Source organism: Pseudomonas sp. LBUM1679 (assembly GCF_059695565.1).
In genome coordinates this window covers 88,653-106,740 of record NZ_CP166774.1, presented here as the reverse complement: position 1 = coordinate 106,740, position 18,088 = coordinate 88,653, and the positions used below count along the sequence as shown (strand labels likewise).

The 18,088-nt window shown below is 58.6% G+C and carries 21 protein-coding genes; 12 read left to right on the top strand and 9 right to left on the bottom strand.

Annotated features, from left to right (window positions below; translation table 11 throughout):
• Positions 1–72: 72 nt before the first annotated feature.
• Both trpA and trpB read right to left on the bottom strand, forming a co-directional pair.
• Positions 73–885: a tryptophan synthase subunit alpha gene (trpA, locus tag ACA062_RS00515; protein WP_497454770.1), complete on the bottom strand. Its 813-nt coding sequence runs from the start codon at positions 883–885 to the stop codon at positions 73–75.
• On the bottom strand, positions 885–2,120 hold the full coding sequence (trpB, locus tag ACA062_RS00510; RefSeq protein ID WP_497454769.1) for a tryptophan synthase subunit beta: 1,236 nt from the start codon (positions 2,118–2,120) through the stop codon (positions 885–887). The genes trpA and trpB overlap by 1 nt, the downstream gene beginning before the upstream one ends.
• 112 nt (positions 2,121–2,232) lie before the next feature.
• Between trpB and ACA062_RS00505 the strand changes: the two genes are divergently transcribed.
• Complete coding sequence (locus ACA062_RS00505; protein WP_497454768.1) at positions 2,233–3,150, top strand: LysR family transcriptional regulator; 918 nt, start codon at positions 2,233–2,235, stop codon at positions 3,148–3,150.
• On the opposite strand, the gene ACA062_RS00500 is transcribed toward ACA062_RS00505, so the two are convergent.
• The gene (locus ACA062_RS00500) at positions 3,123–3,449 is read right to left on the bottom strand and encodes an ElaB/YgaM/YqjD family protein (RefSeq protein ID WP_497454767.1); all 327 of its coding nucleotides are present in this window, start codon (positions 3,447–3,449) and stop codon (positions 3,123–3,125) included. The two genes, ACA062_RS00505 and ACA062_RS00500, sit on opposite strands and share 28 nt — an antisense overlap.
• A 154-nt stretch (positions 3,450–3,603) precedes the next feature.
• Here ACA062_RS00500 and ACA062_RS00495 point away from each other — a divergent pair, with 154 nt between their 5' ends.
• Positions 3,604–3,819, top strand: coding sequence for a dodecin (locus tag ACA062_RS00495; RefSeq protein ID WP_064675281.1), 216 nt, complete (start codon positions 3,604–3,606; stop codon positions 3,817–3,819).
• A 123-nt stretch (positions 3,820–3,942) separates the two neighbouring features.
• Complete coding sequence (locus tag ACA062_RS00490) at positions 3,943–4,164, top strand: DUF1161 domain-containing protein (protein WP_497454766.1); 222 nt, start codon at positions 3,943–3,945, stop codon at positions 4,162–4,164.
• A 68-nt stretch (positions 4,165–4,232) separates the two neighbouring features.
• Here ACA062_RS00490 and ACA062_RS00485 read toward each other — a convergent pair whose 3' ends face one another.
• Positions 4,233–5,234: an LLM class flavin-dependent oxidoreductase gene (locus ACA062_RS00485; RefSeq protein ID WP_497454765.1), complete on the bottom strand. Its 1,002-nt coding sequence runs from the start codon at positions 5,232–5,234 to the stop codon at positions 4,233–4,235.
• A gap of 241 nt (positions 5,235–5,475) precedes the next feature.
• Between ACA062_RS00485 and ACA062_RS00480 the strand changes: the two genes are divergently transcribed.
• Positions 5,476–5,907: an OsmC family protein gene (locus tag ACA062_RS00480; protein WP_497454764.1), complete on the top strand. Its 432-nt coding sequence runs from the start codon at positions 5,476–5,478 to the stop codon at positions 5,905–5,907.
• A 188-nt stretch (positions 5,908–6,095) separates the two neighbouring features.
• Positions 6,096–6,329, top strand: coding sequence for a DUF1161 domain-containing protein (locus ACA062_RS00475; RefSeq protein ID WP_497454763.1), 234 nt, complete (start codon positions 6,096–6,098; stop codon positions 6,327–6,329).
• Positions 6,330–6,335: 6 nt separating this feature from the next.
• Here ACA062_RS00475 and ACA062_RS00470 read toward each other — a convergent pair whose 3' ends face one another.
• Entirely contained in the window at positions 6,336–6,761 is a 426-nt protein-coding gene (locus tag ACA062_RS00470; protein ID WP_497454762.1) for a PA0061/PA0062 family lipoprotein, read from the bottom strand.
• A 40-nt stretch (positions 6,762–6,801) separates the two neighbouring features.
• Positions 6,802–7,224, bottom strand: a complete 423-nt coding sequence (locus ACA062_RS00465; RefSeq protein WP_497454761.1) for a PA0061/PA0062 family lipoprotein — start codon at positions 7,222–7,224, stop codon at positions 6,802–6,804.
• 59 nt (positions 7,225–7,283) lie between these two features.
• On the opposite strand from ACA062_RS00465, the gene ACA062_RS00460 reads away from it, so the two are divergent.
• On the top strand, positions 7,284–8,360 hold the full coding sequence (locus tag ACA062_RS00460; RefSeq protein WP_497454760.1) for an aminopeptidase: 1,077 nt from the start codon (positions 7,284–7,286) through the stop codon (positions 8,358–8,360).
• A gap of 135 nt (positions 8,361–8,495) precedes the next feature.
• Here ACA062_RS00460 and ACA062_RS00455 read toward each other — a convergent pair whose 3' ends face one another.
• Both ACA062_RS00455 and ACA062_RS00450 read right to left on the bottom strand, forming a co-directional pair.
• Positions 8,496–9,146, bottom strand: a complete 651-nt coding sequence (locus ACA062_RS00455; protein WP_497454759.1) for an HAD family hydrolase — start codon at positions 9,144–9,146, stop codon at positions 8,496–8,498.
• A gap of 44 nt (positions 9,147–9,190) precedes the next feature.
• The gene (locus tag ACA062_RS00450; RefSeq protein ID WP_497454758.1) at positions 9,191–9,736 is read right to left on the bottom strand and encodes a gamma carbonic anhydrase family protein; all 546 of its coding nucleotides are present in this window, start codon (positions 9,734–9,736) and stop codon (positions 9,191–9,193) included.
• 102 nt (positions 9,737–9,838) lie between these two features.
• Between ACA062_RS00450 and prlC the strand changes: the two genes are divergently transcribed.
• The 5 genes from prlC (at position 9,839) to ACA062_RS00425 (ending at position 16,254) form a co-directional block, all read left to right on the top strand.
• Entirely contained in the window at positions 9,839–11,890 is a 2,052-nt protein-coding gene (gene prlC / locus ACA062_RS00445; protein WP_497454757.1) for an oligopeptidase A, read from the top strand.
• Complete coding sequence (locus ACA062_RS00440; protein ID WP_497454756.1) at positions 11,887–12,174, top strand: YheV family putative zinc ribbon protein; 288 nt, start codon at positions 11,887–11,889, stop codon at positions 12,172–12,174. Before prlC ends, ACA062_RS00440 begins: the two co-directional genes overlap by 4 nt.
• A 238-nt stretch (positions 12,175–12,412) precedes the next feature.
• Complete coding sequence (locus tag ACA062_RS00435; RefSeq protein WP_497454755.1) at positions 12,413–13,153, top strand: gluconate 2-dehydrogenase subunit 3 family protein; 741 nt, start codon at positions 12,413–12,415, stop codon at positions 13,151–13,153.
• 2 nt (positions 13,154–13,155) lie between these two features.
• A complete protein-coding gene (locus ACA062_RS00430) occupies positions 13,156–14,940 on the top strand; it encodes a GMC family oxidoreductase (protein ID WP_497454754.1) in 1,785 nt (594 codons plus the stop codon).
• Between the two features lie 12 nt (positions 14,941–14,952).
• Complete coding sequence (locus ACA062_RS00425) at positions 14,953–16,254, top strand: c-type cytochrome (protein ID WP_497454753.1); 1,302 nt, start codon at positions 14,953–14,955, stop codon at positions 16,252–16,254.
• Between the two features lie 58 nt (positions 16,255–16,312).
• On the opposite strand, the gene ACA062_RS00420 is transcribed toward ACA062_RS00425, so the two are convergent.
• Positions 16,313–16,618 (bottom strand): hypothetical protein, encoded by a 306-nt coding sequence (locus ACA062_RS00420; protein WP_497454752.1) that lies wholly within the window; start codon positions 16,616–16,618, stop codon positions 16,313–16,315.
• A gap of 238 nt (positions 16,619–16,856) precedes the next feature.
• On the opposite strand from ACA062_RS00420, the gene ACA062_RS00415 reads away from it, so the two are divergent.
• Positions 16,857–17,915, top strand: a complete 1,059-nt coding sequence (locus tag ACA062_RS00415; protein ID WP_497454751.1) for a PA0069 family radical SAM protein — start codon at positions 16,857–16,859, stop codon at positions 17,913–17,915.
• Positions 17,916–18,088: the final 173 nt, after the last annotated feature.

Here is an 18,088-nt window from a genome sequence, read left to right as displayed (position 1 = left end):
TCGCGCCCCAGCGGGAGCAAGCTCCCTCTCCCTCGCCACAATCATCTGTTCCGAAAACCTGCAACATTATCTCTAGCTGACGCGGGCTTGACGCACGCCGTCCGCCAGCGCCGCGCAAAGACTCAACACGCCATCAATCGCCTGATCCGGTGTCGACGCGTTGGCGATGTGATCGATCAACGCCGACCCCACCACCACACCGTCCGCCAGACGCGCGATGGACGCGGCTTGCTCCGGTGTACGGATGCCGAAGCCGATGCTGATCGGCAGATCAGTATGGCGACGCAGACGGGCAACCGCTTCTTCAACGTGTTCCAGCGTTGCCGCGCCCGCACCGGTCACACCGGCAACAGACACGTAGTAAACGAAACCGGAACTACCGTTCAGAACAGTTGGCAAGCGCACGTCATCGGTGGTCGGCGTGGTCAGGCGAATGAAGTCCAGACCGGCAGCCTGGGCCGGGTCGCACAGTTCACCGTTATGCTCGGGAGGCAGGTCGACCACGATCAGACCATCCACGCCGGCCTCCTTGGCGTCGGCAATGAAACGTGGCACGCCATACATGTGAATCGGGTTGAAATAGCCCATCAACACCAGCGGCGTGTCGGTATTGCCTTCGCGGAACTCGCGCACCATTTGCAGGGTTTTCGTCAGGTTTTGCTTGGCACCCAGGGCCCGGATGTTGGCCAGCTGGATCGCCGGGCCATCAGCCATCGGATCGGTGAAAGGCATGCCCAACTCGATCACGTCGGCGCCAGCACCGGGCAAGCCCTTGAGGATCGCCAGGGACGTGTCGTAGCTCGGGTCGCCAGCGGTAACAAAAGTCACCAGCGCGGCACGGTTCTGTTCCTTGAGTTCGGCAAAACGCGTTTGCAGGCGGCTCATCAGTGTTTCTCCTGCTGGGAGTGCTCTTGTTGGGAGAGTTCCATGTGGTGCATCACGGTTTGCATGTCTTTGTCGCCACGACCGGACAGGTTGACCACCATCAGGTGATCTTTCGGCAGGGTCGGTGCGCGTTTGAACACTTCGGCCAGGGCATGGGCGCTTTCCAGCGCAGGAATAATCCCTTCCAGGCGGCAGCATTTGTGGAACGCGTCGAGGGCTTCGTCGTCGGTTACCGAGGTGTACTGGACACGGCCGATGTCATGCAACCAGGCGTGTTCCGGGCCGATGCCTGGATAGTCGAGGCCGGCGGAAATCGAGTGGGCGTCGATGATCTGGCCATCGTCGTCCTGCAGCAGGAACGTCCGGTTACCGTGCAGCACGCCCGGTACGCCGCCGTTCAGGCTGGCGGCGTGCTTGCCGGTGTCGATTCCGTGACCGGCGGCTTCAACGCCGATGATATCGACGCTTTTGTCGTCGAGGAACGGGTGGAACAAGCCCATGGCATTGGACCCACCGCCGATGCACGCCACCAGGCTGTCCGGCAGGCGACCTTCCTGGGCTTGCAGCTGGTCGCGGGTTTCCTTGCCGATGACGGCCTGGAAGTCGCGAACCATGGCCGGGTAAGGATGCGGACCGGCTACGGTACCGATCAGGTAAAAAGTGCTGTCGACGTTGGTGACCCAGTCCCGTAGCGCTTCGTTCATCGCATCCTTCAGGGTGCCGGTCCCGGCCACCACCGGGATCACTTCGGCGCCCAGCAGCTTCATGCGGAACACGTTGGCCTGCTGGCGTTCGATGTCGGTGGTGCCCATGTAGATCACGCAATCGAGGCCGAAACGCGCGGCCACGGTGGCCGTCGCCACGCCGTGCATGCCGGCGCCGGTTTCGGCGATGATGCGTTTTTTGCCCATGCGCCGCGCCAACAGGATCTGGCCGATGCAGTTGTTGATCTTGTGCGCGCCGGTGTGGTTCAGCTCTTCGCGCTTCAGGTAAATCTTCGCGCCGCCGCAGAATTCTGTCAGACGCTCAGCGAAGTAGAGCGGGCTGGGACGTCCGACGTAATCGCGCTGAAAGTAGGCCAATTCCTCTTTGAATGCCGGATCTTCCTTGGCCGCTTCGTATTCGCGGGCCAGATCGAGAATCAACGGCATCAGGGTTTCGGCGACGTAGCGGCCGCCGAACGCGCCAAACAGGCCGTTGGCGTCGGGGCCGTTGCGCAGATTAGTCTGGGTCATGGGTCGCTCCAGTTGAATGCGTGAGATGACAATGGGCTTAACTCTACCCTTCACGCCTGAAGCTGAAAACCGATAAGATTGCCATAACCTGTCAGGAAAACTCACAGATCCCATGAGCCATGACCTTCCCCCGCTGAACGCATTGCGTGCCTTTGAAGCGACCGCCCGCCTGAACAGCGTTAGTCAGGCCGCCGAACAATTGCACGTCACCCATGGCGCAGTCAGCCGTCAACTCAAGGTGCTCGAAGAACACCTTGGGGTGAGTCTTTTCATCAAGGATGGACGCGGCCTTAAACTCACAGATGCCGGGGTTCGATTGCGAGATGCCAGCGCTGAAGCGTTCGAGCGTTTGCGTACGGTGTGCGCAGAGCTGACCCAAAGCACCGCCGACGCGCCGTTTGTACTCGGCTGCTCAGGCAGCTTGCTGGCACGCTGGTTTATTCCGCGCCTGGGAAGGCTGAATTCAGACCTGCCGGACTTGCGCTTGCATCTCTCGGCCGGTGAAGGCGATCTCGATCCTCGTCGGCCGGGGCTGGATGCCCTGCTGGTGTTTGCCGAGCCACCTTGGCCGGCGGACATGCAGGTCTACGAATTGGCCAGCGAGCGGATTGGCCCTGTCATGAGCCCGCGATTTGCCGGCTATGAACGATTGCAGGAAGCACCTGCCACCGCGCTGCTGGGGGAGCCATTGCTGCACACCACCTCTCGCCCACAAGCCTGGCCCAGTTGGGCGCAACAAAGTGGAATCGACGCCAAAGCGTTGAAATTAGGTCAGGGGTTCGAGCATTTGTATTACTTGCTGGAAGCGGCAGTGGCGGGCCTGGGCGTGGCAATTGCCCCTGAACCGCTGGTGGCCGAGGACTTGAAGGCCGGCCGCCTGGTCGCGCCCTGGGGCTTCAGTGAAACCCCGGCGCAACTGGCGTTGTGGCTACCCAAGCGCGCCGCGGACGGGCGCGCCCGGCAATTGGCGCAGTGGCTCAAGAACGAACTGCGCCAAACAGATCATTCACCGCGCTTGAACAACAGATAAGCAGCGAGCAAACCCAGCGCACCAACAGCGACACCCGCTGTAGTCCAAGGGTGTTCCTGGGCGTAGTCCCGTGTGGCAATCCCGGTTTCGCGGGTTTTGACTTTGACTTCTTCGTACGCATCGCTGAGCAGATGGCGCGAATGCTTCAACGCGTTTTCGGCGTTTGCTTTCAACACTTTAAGGGTTTTACGCGACTCGTCCGAGGCGTCGTCCTTAAGGCTTTCCAGAGACTTGAGCAAACTCTCGATCTCGGCTTCCATGCTTTGCAATGAGGCTTTACGTAAAGAAGTGGTGGCCATGGTGGCTCTCCTGCATTGGTTGAGTTGCGTGTGTTGGTTGGGACTTCGGGGGTTCGAGAAAGTGCAGTAAATCTGAACTTCAATGTCGGATTAGCCGACAGAAGTAATACGAAAAATCACTGCTAGGCTGTAATCAAACCCTGAGGAGAACGCCATGACAGATCATCACACCTACAAGAAAGTCGAGCTGGTCGGCTCATCCGCCAGCAGCATCGAAGACGCCATCAACAACGCCTTGGCCGAAGCCAATAAAAGCCTCAAGTACATGGAATGGTTCGAGGTGACAGAAACCCGCGGGCACATCAAGGACGGCAAGGCCGCCCATTTTCAGGTGACGCTCAAGGTCGGGTTCCGGATTGCGAGCAGCTGAGTTTGAGCTAGTCTTCTGAACTGGCTCGCTGGCCGAGTGCCATAGGGATTGGCAATGCGCTACACAAGAACATCCGGCTGATAGCCGTATGCCCCCTATTGATCCGACCAGAGAATGCAATCGATGAAGAAGTTTATTTTAGCGGTGGGCTTGCTGAGCCTTGCGAGTACGGCCTTTGCCGACGTCAAGTCGTGCGAAGAGCTGAAAGCCGAGATCGCCGCAAAACTTGATGCCAAGGGTGTTGCTGGTTATTCGCTGGAAATCGTCGATAAAGACGATGCTGCCGCGGGAAAAGTCGTCGGCACCTGTGAAAAGGGCTCCAAAGTAATCGTCTATAAGAGATAGGCTGATGCCCGCGAAAAATAAAAAAGCCGACGCAATGACGTCGGCTTTTTGTGGGCGCGGCTCGAGCGTCAGCCCTTCATGACCTGCGCCAACAGTTTATAGGAATGCACCCGATCGGCATGTTCGTAGAGGTCACAGGTAAAAATCAGCTCATCGGCCTGGGTCTGCTCGATCAGCACTTCCAGTTTGGCGCGGATCTTCTGCGGGCTGCCGACCATGGCCAGACCGAGGAAATCTCCGACCGCTTCCTTCTCATGAGGCAGCCACAGGCCGTCCATGGTTTTCACTGGCGGCCGTTGCACCAGGCTCTGGCCACGCATCAACGCGAGAATCCGCTGATAGACCGAGGTCGCCAGATAGTCGGCCTGCTCGTCGGTGTCGGCGGCTACCAAAGGTACGCCGAGCATCACGTAGGGCTTATCCAATACTGCAGAAGGCTTGAAGTGGTTGCGGTAGACGCGAATCGCCTCATGCATGAAGCGCGGTGCGAAATGGGAGGCGAAGGCGTAGGGCAAACCGCGCTCACCGGCCAGTTGGGCACTGAACAGGCTCGAACCCAGCAACCAGACCGGGACGTTGGTGCCGGTGCCAGGCATAGCAATAATCCGCTGGTCCGGGGTGCGTGGACCGAGGTAGCGCATCAGTTCGGTCACGTCTTCGGGAAACTCGTCGGCGCTTCCGGAGCGCTCACGGCGCAACGCGCGAGCAGTCATTTGATCGGAACCGGGAGCGCGGCCCAGGCCCAGATCGATCCGGCCCGGGTACAGGCTTTCCAGCGTGCCAAACTGCTCGGCGATCACCAGAGGCGCGTGGTTGGGCAACATCACACCCCCCGAGCCGACGCGAATGGTCGACGTGCCGCCAGCCAGATAACCCAGCAGCACCGAGGTCGCCGAACTGGCAATGCCATCCATATTGTGGTGCTCGGCGACCCAGAAGCGGTTGTAGCCGAACTGCTCGACGTGCTGCGCCAGGTCCAGGGAGTTGCGCAGCGACTGGGCTGCACTGCCGTTCTCTCGCACGGGCACCAGATCGAGGGTCGAGAACTTGATATCGGACAGTCGTTTCATAAGCCTGCTTCTCCAATTGAGGGCGCAGGTTTTTTCTTACAAACGAAAACCTGCCGAATTCATAAGCGTGCTTCATGCAATGAGGGCATATACCCGAGTTTCAATAGCGCAGACGAAATTCCTGCAAAATGAGGCATCAATTAGAATGCGGTGAACTTTGCACCACCGTCTATCCTCAGAACCCTAGCAACCGAAAACCACGAAGGCGCGACGATTCGCGCCGGATCTTGAGGAGGCAGACATGGCTATCACGAAGAAAGCATCGGCTCATTGGGAAGGTGACCTGAAAACCGGCATCGGCTCGATTTCCACGGAAACCGGTGTACTCAAAGAAGCACCCTACGGCTTCAAGGCGCGTTTCGAAGGCGGCAAGGGCACCAATCCGGAAGAGCTGATCGGTGCGGCACACGCGGGCTGCTTTTCCATGGCGTTTTCAATGATTCTCGGCGATGCCGGTCTCAAGGCTGACAGCATCGATACCCAAGCCGAGGTCACTCTGGACCAGGTGGAGGGTGGCTTTGCGATCACGGCGGTGAAATTGATCCTCAAGGCTAAAATCCCCGGGGCGAGCCAGGCGCAGTTCGAGGAATTGAGCAACAAGGCCAAAGAAGGCTGCCCGGTGTCCAAGGTGCTGAATGCGAAGATCAGCCTGGATGCGACGCTGGTCGGCTAAATCGAGGTTGACGCGAAAAGATCGCAGCCTTCGGCAGCTCCTACATGGGTTGAGTGAACCTGCAGGAGCTGCCGAAGGCTGCGATCTTTTTTGTGCTGAAACAAACCTGATTGGCGAAAATGTGGTCGAATAAATGACAGCAGCAAAAACGCATCCACGTGCGCGCTGCCCTCAAAGGAGCTTCAACCATGAAACGTTTTGCCTTGGCGATTATCTGTTGCGCGCTGGCCACATCGGCCCTGGCGGCACCGAAATCTTGTGAAGAACTCAAGGCCGAAATCGAAGCCAAGATCCAGGCCAACAACGTCTCTTCCTACACCCTGGAAATTGTCACCAACGATGAAGTGCATGACCAGAACATGGTCGTTGGTACGTGTGACGGCGGCACCAGGAAAATCATTTACCAGAAGAACGACCGCTGATTCACCTCACATGAGGCAATAGGACTCGCGGTCTTCAGCGACGATTTCACGCTTGGCGTTGTACAGGCGAGCGCCAGGAGTGAAAGCGATCGAACGGCCTTCCAGCACATAACGCTGGCCGGCTTCGAAATGATCATAGTGGATGGTCAGGTAACACAATCGTTCCGTGGGACCGTTCATCATGCTCATGCCACCGCCCCCGCCGGGCACTTCGAAGTCGAATCGAACGATCAGCTCATGGCTACCGGGGGTGACCTGGAAAAAACGCCCGTCGCGCAATCGCTGCTTGTCCAATCGTTCGGCCATCAACAATTTGTCGTTGGGGAAGGGTGTAGAAAACTCCACCCAGGCCATCTGCGGATTAACCGCCGGCAATGGGCTCTGGCAACCGACAACGACACTTGCAGCCAGTAATAGCATTGACCTGCGCATGATGAATTCCCAAGGATGGGGGCCTTTAGGATAACGCCGATCAGGTGCGTTGGCAGCCAGCCGGTGTCCCTTGGCCAATCACTTTTCGCTGTTGATCATAGAGCTTTGCCCACGGCCGGAAACCGATATTCCCGGCTTGCAGCTGATACCGCTCGCCAGCGTTGAAATCCTTGAATTTCACGTTCAATTGACAATCACGCCATAGCGGCTCGGCATCGGGACCGATATTGGTGGGCGCGACAGCGAACTGATAACGCACCGTCAGCTCATGGCTACCGGGGTGAACCTCGAAGTAGCGCTTGTCGGTGGCGACCTTGTCATCGACTTCCAGCGCTTGCAGCGCTGTATCTTCTTGCTGCGAATCCAGGTCGATCCACGCTTGGGACGGATCATGGCGAGGTAATCCGAATCCGGCACAACCTGTCAGCAACAACAGGCTTCCTGTCAGCATCAACGTGCGCATAGCGGAGCTCCAGTCAGGCGGGATAGTCTTGCGGGCAGACTTTCCAGGGATGATTCATTTTGATCAGGCCGCTTCCAAGCCTTGGGTTACTTGATCGCGTTTTACGCATTTTGTTTCCAGGCGTGTTGTTTTTGTTGCTCAATGGTTGCGCGAGCGTCAGCTATTACGGCCAATTGGCCAGTGGTCAGCTGCAATTGCTGCGGGCACGGGAGCCGGTTTCCAGCGTGATTGCCGATCCCGGTCGCGATCAGCAATTGCGTGCGCACCTGACTCAATCACAAAAGGCCCGGACGTTCGCCAGCCAACATCTGCACCTGCCGGACAATCAGAGCTATCGCCTATACGCCGACATTGGCCGGCCATTCGTCGTCTGGAATGTGTTTGCCACGCCGGAGTTTTCCCTGACGCCGCAGAACCATTGTTTCCCCATTGCCGGTTGCGTCGCCTATCGCGGTTACTACAGCCAGGGCGCAGCCCGCAGTGAAGCGGCCTTGCAACGATTGCAAGGTATGGACGTGTCGATCGGCGGTGTCGAGGCCTATTCGACGCTCGGCTGGTTCAACGATCCGATCATCAGTTCGATGATGGGTTGGGGCGACGAGCGGCTGGCGACATTGATCTTTCACGAACTGGCGCATCAGCGCGTTTATGTGAAGGACGACACCGAGTTCAGCGAGTCTTTCGCCACGTTCGTCGAGCAGGAAGGCACTCGCCAATGGCGTGCATTGCGCGGCCTGGCGCCGGACGACGGCGTGCAGGCGAAGCGACGCGAGCAATTCACTCAATTGCTTCTGGACACCCGTTCGCGGCTCGAATGGCTGTACAGCCTGCCGCTGCCCGTCGACCAGATGCGTCAACGCAAGGCGGCAACATTCGAGCGCTTGCGCAAGGATTATCGACTGCTGCGTGACAGCCAATGGGCTGGGGACAATCGCTACGACACCTGGGTCAATGCGCCGATGAACAATGCCCGGCTGCTACCGTTTGGGTTGTATGAGCAACGGGTGCCGGCGTTTGCGGTGTTGTTCCGGCAGGTGGGTGGGGATTGGGTGAAGTTTTATGCGGCCGTCGAGAAGCTGGGTGCTCTGCCGGTTGAAAAGCGTAAGGCGGCGTTGGAGGTTTTGGCTAAATCATAAAGCGTCAGTGACTGAGCGGTCCTCATCGCGGGCAAGCCCGCTCCCACAGGTCAGAGTCGTTTACATAATTTGTAGACGACTCGGACCTGTGGGAGCGGGCTTGGTCCGGGCGGCGTTCCGACGAAGGCAATCTAACTAGCGCTGCAAAAACGCCTGGTGCAACTCATCCAGCGTTTCAAAGTGATAGGCCGGCGCTTCTGCGCTCAGCTCTTCACGGCTACCAAAACCGTAGCCCACTGCCGCGGCGTCCAGCCCATTGCTCCGAGCGCCGATCAGGTCGTGTTTACGATCGCCGATCATCAAGGTGGTGCTCGGGTCCAGGCCTTCTTCGGCCATCAGATGGGCGATCAGCTCGACTTTATTGGTACGGGTCCCGTCCAGTTCGCTGCCGTAGATCACCTTGAAGTGTTTCGCAAAGTCGAAGTGCCTGGCGATTTCCCGGGCGAAGATCCAGGGTTTGGAGGTCGCGATGTACAGCTGTCGCCCTTGGCCGCCGAGGGTTTCCAGCAATGGCGTGACGCCGTCGAAGACGCGGTTCTCGTAAAGGCCGGTGACCTTGAAGCGTTCGCGGTAGAAGTTGACCGCTTCCCAGGCCTTGGGCTCGTCGAAGTCGTAGAACTGCATGAACGCCTGCAACAACGGCGGGCCGATAAAGTGTTCGAGCTTGGTCAGATCGGGTTCATCGACCCCCAATTTGCTCAGGGCAAACTGGATCGAACGGGTAATGCCCTCGCGCGGATCGGTCAGGGTGCCATCGAGGTCGAACAAAACGGTTTGGTAATGCATGAAAATTCCTGAGCAATAGCGGGACGCTTTCCGTTAACAGGAGCTTAGATCTGGTCGTAGCCTTCGGCCAGATGCAGGTCCTTGAGCTTTACGTAATTCGCCGCGCTGTAGGTGAAAAAGGCTTTTTCCTTGTCGGTCAGCGTACGGATCTGTTTGACCGGGCTGCCCACGTAGAGAAAACCGCTTTCCAGGCGCTTGCCGGGCGGTACCAGGCTGCCGGCGCCGATGATCACGTCATCTTCCACCACCGCGCCATCCATCACGATGCTGCCCATGCCAATCAGGACCCGGCTGCCCACGGTGCAACCGTGAAGCATGACTTTATGCGCGATGGTCACGTCATCGCCGATCAGCAACGGGAAGCCATCGGGATTGAACGGGCCGGCGTGGGTGATGTGCAGCACGCAGCCATCCTGGACGCTGGTGCGCGCACCCACACGGATGCGATGCATGTCCCCACGGATCACCGTCAGCGGCCAGACCGAGCTGTCGTCGCCGATTTCAACGTCGCCGATCACCACCGCCGAGCAGTCGACAAAAGTGCCTTTACCGAGCAGCGGCGTGTGGTTCTGATACTTGCGAAGGGTCACGATAGGCTCTCTCTCTATTGCTGATAGCTGCGGTCGACGTCGATTGTAATTAAGATGGCCCAATGTTTCTTCCAGCAGTTTCTTCCAGCCAAGGTGCCAACCGTGAGCGTGAACAACCCTCTTTTGCAGTCCTACGACCTGCCGCCGTTCTCGGCGATCCGTGCCGAGCACGTGCAACCGGCCATTGAACAGATCCTGGCTGACAACCGCGCCGCCATTATCGAGATCCTCAAAACCGAGGGTAAACAACCGACCTGGGCCGGCCTGGTGCTGGCAATGGACGAACTCAACGATCGCCTCGGCGCGGCCTGGAGCCCGGTCAGCCACCTGAATGCGGTGTGCAACAGCGCCGAACTGCGTGAAGCCTACGAGTCCTGCCTGCCCGCCTTGAGCGCCTACTCCACCGAACTGGGCCAGAATCGCGAGCTGTTCGAGGCCTTCGAAGCGCTCGCCAACAGCCCGCAAGCAGCCGGTTTCGATGTGGCGCAGAAAACCATTCTGGAACACTCTCTGCGTGACTTCCGCCTGTCGGGTATCGACTTGCCGGAAGCCGAACAAAAGCGCTACGCCGAAGTGCAGAGCAAATTGTCGGAGCTGGGCAGCCGCTTCTCCAACCAGTTGCTCGACGCGACTCAAGCCTGGACCAAGCACGTCACCGATGAAGCCGCCCTTGCCGGCCTGACCGATTCGGCCAAGGCCCAAATGGCCGCCGCGGCCCAGGCCAAAGAGCTGGATGGCTGGCTGATCACCCTGGAATTCCCGAGCTACTACGCGGTAATGACCTACGCCCAGGACCGTAGCCTGCGCGAAGAAGTCTACGCGGCCTACTGCACCCGTGCGTCGGACCAAGGCCCGAATGCCGGTCAGAACGATAACGGCCCGGTCATGGAAGAAATCCTCGACCTGCGCCAGGAACTGGCCAGACTCCTGGGTTTCGCCAGCTTCTCGGAACTGAGCCTGGCCACCAAAATGGCCGAATCCAGCGACCAGGTCATCAGTTTCCTGCGCGATCTGGCCAAGCGCAGCAAGCCGTTCGCCACCCAGGATCTGGAACAGCTCAAAGCCTATGCCGCTGAACAAGGCTGCCCGGACCTGCAAAGCTGGGACAGCGGTTTCTACGGCGAAAAGCTCCGCGAGCAGCGCTACAGCGTTGCCCAGGAAGCCCTTCGCGCCTACTTCCCGATCGACAAGGTGCTGGGCGGTCTGTTCGCCATCGTCCAGCGTCTGTATGGCATTGAAATCGCCGAGCAGAAAGGCTTCGACACCTGGCACCCGGATGTTCGCCTGTTCGAAATCAAGGAAAACGGCCAGCACGTCGGTCGCTTCTTCTTTGACCTCTACGCCCGCGCCAACAAGCGCGGCGGTGCCTGGATGGACGGCGCCCGTGATCGTCGCCGCACCGCCCAAGGCATCCTCCAGAGCCCGGTGGCCAATCTGGTGTGCAACTTCACCCCGGCCGACAGCGGCAAGCCAGCGCTGCTGACCCACGATGAAGTGACGACGCTGTTCCACGAATTCGGTCACGGCTTGCATCACCTGCTGACCCGCGTCGAGCATGCCGGCGTATCCGGCATCAACGGCGTAGCCTGGGATGCGGTCGAGTTGCCAAGCCAGTTCATGGAGAACTGGTGCTGGGAGCCGGAAGGCCTGGCGCTGATCTCCGGTCAGTACGAAACCGGCGAGCCGCTGCCTCAGGACCTGCTGGAAAAAATGCTCGCGGCGAAAAACTTCCAGTCGGGCCTGATGATGGTTCGCCAGCTGGAATTCTCGCTGTTCGACTTCGAACTGCATGCCACCCACGGCGACGGCCGCAGCGTGCTGCAAGTGCTCGAAGGCGTGCGCAACGAGGTCTCGGTCATGCGGCCGCCGGCCTACAACCGTTTCCCCAACAGCTTTGCGCATATCTTCGCCGGCGGTTACGCGGCGGGCTACTACAGCTACAAATGGGCGGAAGTGCTGTCGGCGGATGCTTTCTCCAAATTCGAAGAAGACGGCGTGCTCAATGCCGCCACCGGTCGCGCGTTCCGCGAGGCGATCCTGGCGCGCGGCGGTTCCCAGGAACCGATGGTGCTGTTCGTCGACTTCCGGGGACGGCCACCGTCGATTGACGCACTCTTGCGCCATAGCGGCCTGAGTGAGGTCGCGGCCGCATGAGTGAGGGACCTGTGATTACCAAAAGACGCTTTATCGCCGGGGCGGTCTGCCCGGCTTGCAGCGAGCCGGACAAGTTGATGATGTGGAACGAAGACCAAGTCCCGCATCGCGAGTGCGTGGCCTGCGGTTATTCGGACACGCTGAATGAACAGGGTCTGTCAGTGCCCAAGGAATTGGGCACAAGGGTCAACACCTCGGCGCTGAAGGTGCCGGACGCCAAGGTTCAGGCCGTGCAGTTTTTTCCCAATCCCAAGCTGAAGAAAAAGCCTGACGAGCAACACTGAGACAAAACACCTTCCACCCTTTTACGGGGTGGAGGGTGACATCCAACGATCACCCTCTCCCGCGCTGCACGCCCAAGTTTTTAGCTGAATCGATTCAACTTGATACTTAGGCTGCTATCATTTGTTTCCAGATTTTGCAGTTGCCTATCCCCGGTCTTCCACGACCCGCATTGCTGCCAAAACGATAGTCGTTCAACGAAACGGCTGACAACCATTATTGCCTGATGAGGTGGCCCCCATGTCTGATCAAGATCGAGACAACCCGCGGCGTGAATTTTTACGCAAATCCCTGACCTTGATCCCGGTGGTCACCGTCGCCAGCACCGGTCTGGGCAGCACAGTCCTGATGGCTGCGCCTGAAGCGGCTCCCGCCAGCCCCGCCAAGTTGCCCGCCCGCACCACTGCGTATGAACCCAGCTACTTCACCGTTGAGGAATGGGCATTCATCAAGTCTGCCGTCGCTCACTTGATCCCGAACGATGCCCAAGGCCCCGGTGCGTTGGAAGCCGGTGTGCCTGAATACATCGACCGCCAGATGAACACGCCCTACGCCGCAGGCGCGTTGTGGTTCATGCAAGGGCCGTTCAACGCCGACGCCGCTCCGGAAATGGGCTGGCAGAGCAAACTGGTGCCCAAAGACATCTATCGCTTGGGCATCGCCGCGACGGATGCCTGGTCGAAAGCGCTCAACGGTAAAGTATTTGCTGAGCAAGACAGCGCTACCCGAGAGGATTTGCTTAAACAATTGGAGGCAGGCAAACCTCAGTTCGACAGTGTCCCGGCAAAGATTTTTTTCAACCTGCTGCTGCAAAACACCAAGGAAGGGTTCTTCTGCGACCCGATCCATGGCGGCAATAAAGGCATGGTCGGCTGGACCATGATCGGCTTCCCCGGTGCCCGCGCCGATTTCATGGATTGGGTGGAACGCAACGAGCAATACCCCTTCCCGGCAGTTTCAATTCGCGGCGAGAGGGCGTGAGCATGGCAACGGTAATGAAGAAGGTCGACGCAGTGATCGTCGGTTTTGGCTGGACGGGCGCGATCATGGCCAAGGAGCTGACGGAAGCCGGCCTCAATGTGCTCGCGCTGGAGCGCGGCCACATGCAGGACACCTATCCCGACGGTAACTATCCACAGGTGATCGACGAACTTACCTACAGCGTGCGTAAAAAACTCTTCCAGGACATTTCCAAGGAAACCGTCACCATTCGCCATAGCGTGAACGACATCGCGCTGCCGAACCGCCAACTGGGCGCCTTCCTGCCCGGTAACGGTGTGGGCGGTGCCGGTCTGCACTGGTCCGGCGTGCACTTTCGGGTCGACCCGATCGAGTTGCGTATGCGCAGCCACTATGAAGAACGCTACGGCAAACACTTCATTCCCAAGGACATGACCATCCAGGACTTCGGCGTCAGCTATGAAGAGCTGGAGCCATTTTTCGATTACGCCGAGAAAGTCTTCGGCACCTCGGGTCAGGCCTGGACGGTGAACGGTCAACGGGTCGGTGAAGGCAAGGGGGGTAATCCGTATGCCCCGGATCGCTCTAATCATTTCCCGCTGGAATCGCAGAAGAACACTGTTTCCGCACAACTGTTCCAGAAAGCGGCCACCGCAGTGGGTTACAAACCCTACAACCTGCCGTCGGCGAATACTTCAGGCCCCTACACCAACCCTTACGGCGCGCAAATGGGGCCGTGCAACTTCTGCGGTTTTTGCAGCGGTTACGTTTGCTACATGTACTCCAAGGCATCGCCGAATGTGAACATTTTGCCGGCCCTCAAACCGTTGCCGAATTTCGAGTTGCGGCCCAATTCCCACGTGTTGCGGGTCAACCTCGACAGCACCAAGACCAAAGCCACCGGCGTGACCTATGTCGACGGTCAGGGCCGGGAGATCGAGCAGCCGGCGGATCTGGTGATCCTCGGCGCCTTCCAGTTCCATAACGTGCGGCTGATGCTGCTTTCCGGCATCGGCAAGCCCTACGACCCCATCAGCGGCGAAGGGGTCATTGGCAAGAACTTCGCCTACCAGAACATGGCCACGATCAAGGCGTTCTTCGACAAGGACACCCACACCAATAACTTTATCGGCGCCGGTGGCAATGGTGTGGCGGTGGACGATTTCAACGCCGACAACTTCGATCACGGGCCTCACGGCTTCGTCGGCGGCTCACCGATGTGGGTCAACCAGGCAGGCAGCCGACCGATCGCCGGGACCTCCAATCCGCCGGGCACCCCGGCCTGGGGCAGTGCCTGGAAACGCGCCACCGCCGATTACTACACCCATCAAGTGTCGATGGACGCCCACGGTGCGCACCAGTCCTACCGCGGCAACTACCTCGATCTGGACCCTGTGTACCGCGATGCCTACGGCTTGCCGCTGCTACGGATGACCTTCGACTGGCAGGAAAACGACATCAAGATGAACCGCTTCATGGTCGAGAAAATGGGCAAGATCGCCGAAGCGATGGGTCCCAAGGCCATTGCCGTGATCGGTAAAAAAGTCGGCGATCATTTCAACACCGCGTCTTACCAGACCACCCACCTCAACGGTGGCGCGATCATGGGCACCGACCCGAAAACCAGCGCCCTGAACCGTTACTTGCAGAGTTGGGACGTGCACAACGTATTCGTGCCTGGCGCCTCAGCTTTTCCACAAGGTCTGGGCTACAACCCTACTGGCCTGGTGGCTGCATTGACCTACTGGTCGGCCCGGGCGATCCGCGAGCAGTACCTGAAAAACCCCGGCCCGCTGGTTCAGGCTTAAGGAGCGATGACCATGAAATCATTAGTTATCGCTACTCTGGCGCTGCTCGGTTGTGGCTCGATCAACGCTGCAGACGCTGATCAAAACCTGATCAAGCAGGGCGAGTACCTTGCCCGTGCCGGCGACTGCGTGGCGTGCCACACCGCCAAGGACGGCAAGCCCTTCGCCGGCGGCCTGCCGATGGAAACACCGATCGGGACGATCTACTCCACCAACATAACCCCGGATAAAACGGGACTGGGTGACTATAGCTTCGAGGACTTCGACAAAGCAGTCCGGCATGGTGTCGTCAAAAACGGCAGTACGCTGTACCCGGCCATGCCGTATCCGTCCTACGCACGCGTCAGCGAAACCGACATGCAGGCGTTGTATGCCTACTTCATGAAGGGCGTGGCGCCCGTGGCTCAGGAAAACAAGGACAGCGACATCCCCTGGCCCTTGAGCATGCGCTGGCCACTGGCGGGCTGGCGCTGGATGTTTGCCCCGACCGTCGAGGAGCATAACGCCACACCTGGCGCAGATGCCGTGGTCAGTCGCGGGGCGTATCTGGTGGAAGGCCTCGGACATTGCGGCGCGTGCCATACGCCGCGTGCCCTGACCATGCAAGAAAAAGCCCTGGATGCCGGGCAAGGCAGCGCGTTTCTTTCAGGCAGTGCGCCCCTTGAAGGCTGGATCGCGAAAAGTCTGCGGGGCGATCACAAAGACGGTCTCGGCAGTTGGAGCGAAGAGCAACTGGTGCAGTTCCTCAAGACCGGTCGCAGCGATCGCAGCGCGGTGTTTGGTGGCATGAGTGATGTGGTGACGCACAGCATGCAGTACATGACCGATAACGATCTGACCGCGATTGCCCGCTATCTCAAGTCCCTGCCGGCGAACGACCCTGACGATCAGCCGCATCAATACGACAAACAGGTCGCCCAGGCGCTGTGGAACGGTGACGACAGCCAGCCTGGCGCGGCGGTGTACATCGACAACTGCGCGGCCTGCCATCGTACCGATGGCCATGGCTACACCCGAGTGTTTCCGGCTTTGGCGGGAAACCCGGTATTGCAGTCGGACGATGCAACGTCGCTGATTCACATTGTGCTCAAGGGCGGCACTTTACCTGCAACCCATAGCGCACCCTCGACCTTCACAATGCCCGGGTTCGCCTGGCGCTTGTCGGACCAGGAAGTGGCGGACGTGGTTAACTTCATTACCACGAGTTGGGGAAATAAAGGGGTCTCGGTAAATTCCGAAGAAGTTGCCAAGTTGCGCAAAAACGACATGACAACAACCTCAAGCGACGACCTTGGACAACTGACCAAGCATTGACAATGCAGACGTCGAACTTAAACCTGCATGATGTCCATGCAGGTTTAATTAGCCGTTCTTACGGGTTTACGATGTTCGAATAAGCCGTGGCCAAGGCCAGTAATCTGGCCTTGTCTTCCCCGTCAACAGCACCATCGCCATCTACATCACTGTGGACTCTGCCGATGCTGAAGGAGCGACCTCCATCGCTGGAGAAAGCCGTTACGTAGACCGAGTCGACCAGTCGATCGGTTTCTTCCTGATTGACCGGGTCCCAAGTCGACTCTTTTCGCGCAAGTTGCAGCGAAACCTGCGCTTCCCGCGGGTTGGTAATGCTCGGAGCCAATAGTTGCAAAAATATACCGCGCTGATTGAAGACTGACATTTATTAAATCCTTTTAATTATAGAAATTATAGAGCTTCGTGTGGCATGGATAGTATTAACCAGCCCTATAAAAACTCTACGTGCTATATATTTCCTGGGATGACTAGACGTAGATTCGATCACTGCTACGTTCTTTAATACATCCACTCAAAAAGTAGCCATAAAGCTGCCGAACGGCACTGGCCTATGACCGGCTGCCCGGATACTGTATGTGCATACAGCTAACGGAAGCACATCGATGACCATGCCTCTGCCACCTCGCGGTCGCGGCACCGCCAGCAATCCGCACAACCGCTTCGCCCCGAACCGTTCGGTGGCCGAGGATGACGGCTGGTATCAGGAAGCGCCGATGACCCAAGGCACGGAGGTGCGGATCGAGAAGGCTAAAACCATCATCACCCGCAACAACTCGCCGGATTTGCCCTTCGATCGCTCGATCAATCCCTATCGCGGGTGCGAGCACGGTTGCATTTATTGTTACGCACGGCCCAGCCATGCCTATTGGGACATGTCGCCGGGGCTGGATTTCGAAACGAAGCTGATCGCCAAGACCAACGCTGCCGATGTGCTGGAAGAACAACTGTCCAAGCGCGGCTATCAATGCGCACCGATCAATCTGGGCTCCAACACAGACCCCTATCAGCCGATCGAGCGCGAACACAAAATCACCCGCAAAACCCTCGAAGTGCTGCTGCGCTATCGCCATCCCGTGACCATCATTACCAAAGGTTCGCTGATCCTGCGCGATCTGGACCTGCTGGCCGAGCTCGCTCAGCAAAGACTGGTGGCCGTAATGATCAGCCTGACCACCCTGGACGACGAGCTCAAACGCATCCTCGAACCCCGCGCCGCTGCGCCCAAGGCTCGACTGCGAGCCATCAGGGTGATGCGTGAAGCGGGAATTCCGGTGGGGGTCCTGTGCTCGCCGATGATTCCAATGATCAACGACTGCGAACTCGAAAGCCTGCTCACCGAAGCCCATGGCGCTGGCGCACAAAGTGCGGCCTACATGATGCTGCGCTTGCCCCTGGAAGTAGCACCGCTGTTCGAAGAATGGCTGGCGGCCCATTATCCTCAGCGGGCTGCCCATGTATTGAGCCTGATCCGCCAGAGTCGTGGCGGTGAGCTCTACGACAGCCGGTTTGGCAGCCGTATGCGCGGCGAAGGTCCATTTGCCGACCTGCTGGCGCAACGCTTTGCCAAAACCATCAAACGCTTGGGGCTCAATCGTCGGGAAGGTTTCAATCTGGATTGCACAGCCTTCTGTCCGCCAGGGCGCCAGATGTCATTGATTTGAGGGCAATTGATCTATGGTTGAGTAGAACGAAACAGGCATCATATCTACTCTGGTCACGTTTTTTGTGACCTGGAACACACGTGCTAGAGCGTTTCATTCAGTTTCAATTAAGTTTCGGCGGCTACCTTGTTCATCGAGTGACTGACGGGTCGGGTGCTTCGACCTGGATGTTT

Excerpts from the sequence above, each read along its gene's own strand:
- trpA (WP_497454770.1), bottom strand. The coding sequence starts at position 885 with ATGAGCCGCCTGCAAACGCGTTTTGCCGAACTCAAGGAACAGAACCGT.
- trpB (WP_497454769.1), bottom strand. The coding sequence starts at position 2,120 with ATGACCCAGACTAATCTGCGCAACGGCCCCGACGCCAACGGCCTGTTT.
- ACA062_RS00505 (WP_497454768.1), top strand. The coding sequence starts at position 2,233 with ATGAGCCATGACCTTCCCCCGCTGAACGCATTGCGTGCCTTTGAAGCG.
- ACA062_RS00500 (WP_497454767.1), bottom strand. The coding sequence starts at position 3,449 with ATGGCCACCACTTCTTTACGTAAAGCCTCATTGCAAAGCATGGAAGCC.
- ACA062_RS00495 (WP_064675281.1), top strand. The coding sequence starts at position 3,604 with ATGACAGATCATCACACCTACAAGAAAGTCGAGCTGGTCGGCTCATCC.
- ACA062_RS00490 (WP_497454766.1), top strand. The coding sequence starts at position 3,943 with ATGAAGAAGTTTATTTTAGCGGTGGGCTTGCTGAGCCTTGCGAGTACG.
- ACA062_RS00485 (WP_497454765.1), bottom strand. The coding sequence starts at position 5,234 with ATGAAACGACTGTCCGATATCAAGTTCTCGACCCTCGATCTGGTGCCC.
- ACA062_RS00480 (WP_497454764.1), top strand. The coding sequence starts at position 5,476 with ATGGCTATCACGAAGAAAGCATCGGCTCATTGGGAAGGTGACCTGAAA.
- ACA062_RS00475 (WP_497454763.1), top strand. The coding sequence starts at position 6,096 with ATGAAACGTTTTGCCTTGGCGATTATCTGTTGCGCGCTGGCCACATCG.
- ACA062_RS00470 (WP_497454762.1), bottom strand. The coding sequence starts at position 6,761 with ATGCGCAGGTCAATGCTATTACTGGCTGCAAGTGTCGTTGTCGGTTGC.
- ACA062_RS00465 (WP_497454761.1), bottom strand. The coding sequence starts at position 7,224 with ATGCGCACGTTGATGCTGACAGGAAGCCTGTTGTTGCTGACAGGTTGT.
- ACA062_RS00455 (WP_497454759.1), bottom strand. The coding sequence starts at position 9,146 with ATGCATTACCAAACCGTTTTGTTCGACCTCGATGGCACCCTGACCGAT.
- ACA062_RS00440 (WP_497454756.1), top strand. The coding sequence starts at position 11,887 with ATGAGTGAGGGACCTGTGATTACCAAAAGACGCTTTATCGCCGGGGCG.
- ACA062_RS00435 (WP_497454755.1), top strand. The coding sequence starts at position 12,413 with ATGTCTGATCAAGATCGAGACAACCCGCGGCGTGAATTTTTACGCAAA.
- ACA062_RS00430 (WP_497454754.1), top strand. The coding sequence starts at position 13,156 with ATGGCAACGGTAATGAAGAAGGTCGACGCAGTGATCGTCGGTTTTGGC.
- ACA062_RS00425 (WP_497454753.1), top strand. The coding sequence starts at position 14,953 with ATGAAATCATTAGTTATCGCTACTCTGGCGCTGCTCGGTTGTGGCTCG.
- ACA062_RS00420 (WP_497454752.1), bottom strand. The coding sequence starts at position 16,618 with ATGTCAGTCTTCAATCAGCGCGGTATATTTTTGCAACTATTGGCTCCG.
- ACA062_RS00415 (WP_497454751.1), top strand. The coding sequence starts at position 16,857 with ATGACCATGCCTCTGCCACCTCGCGGTCGCGGCACCGCCAGCAATCCG.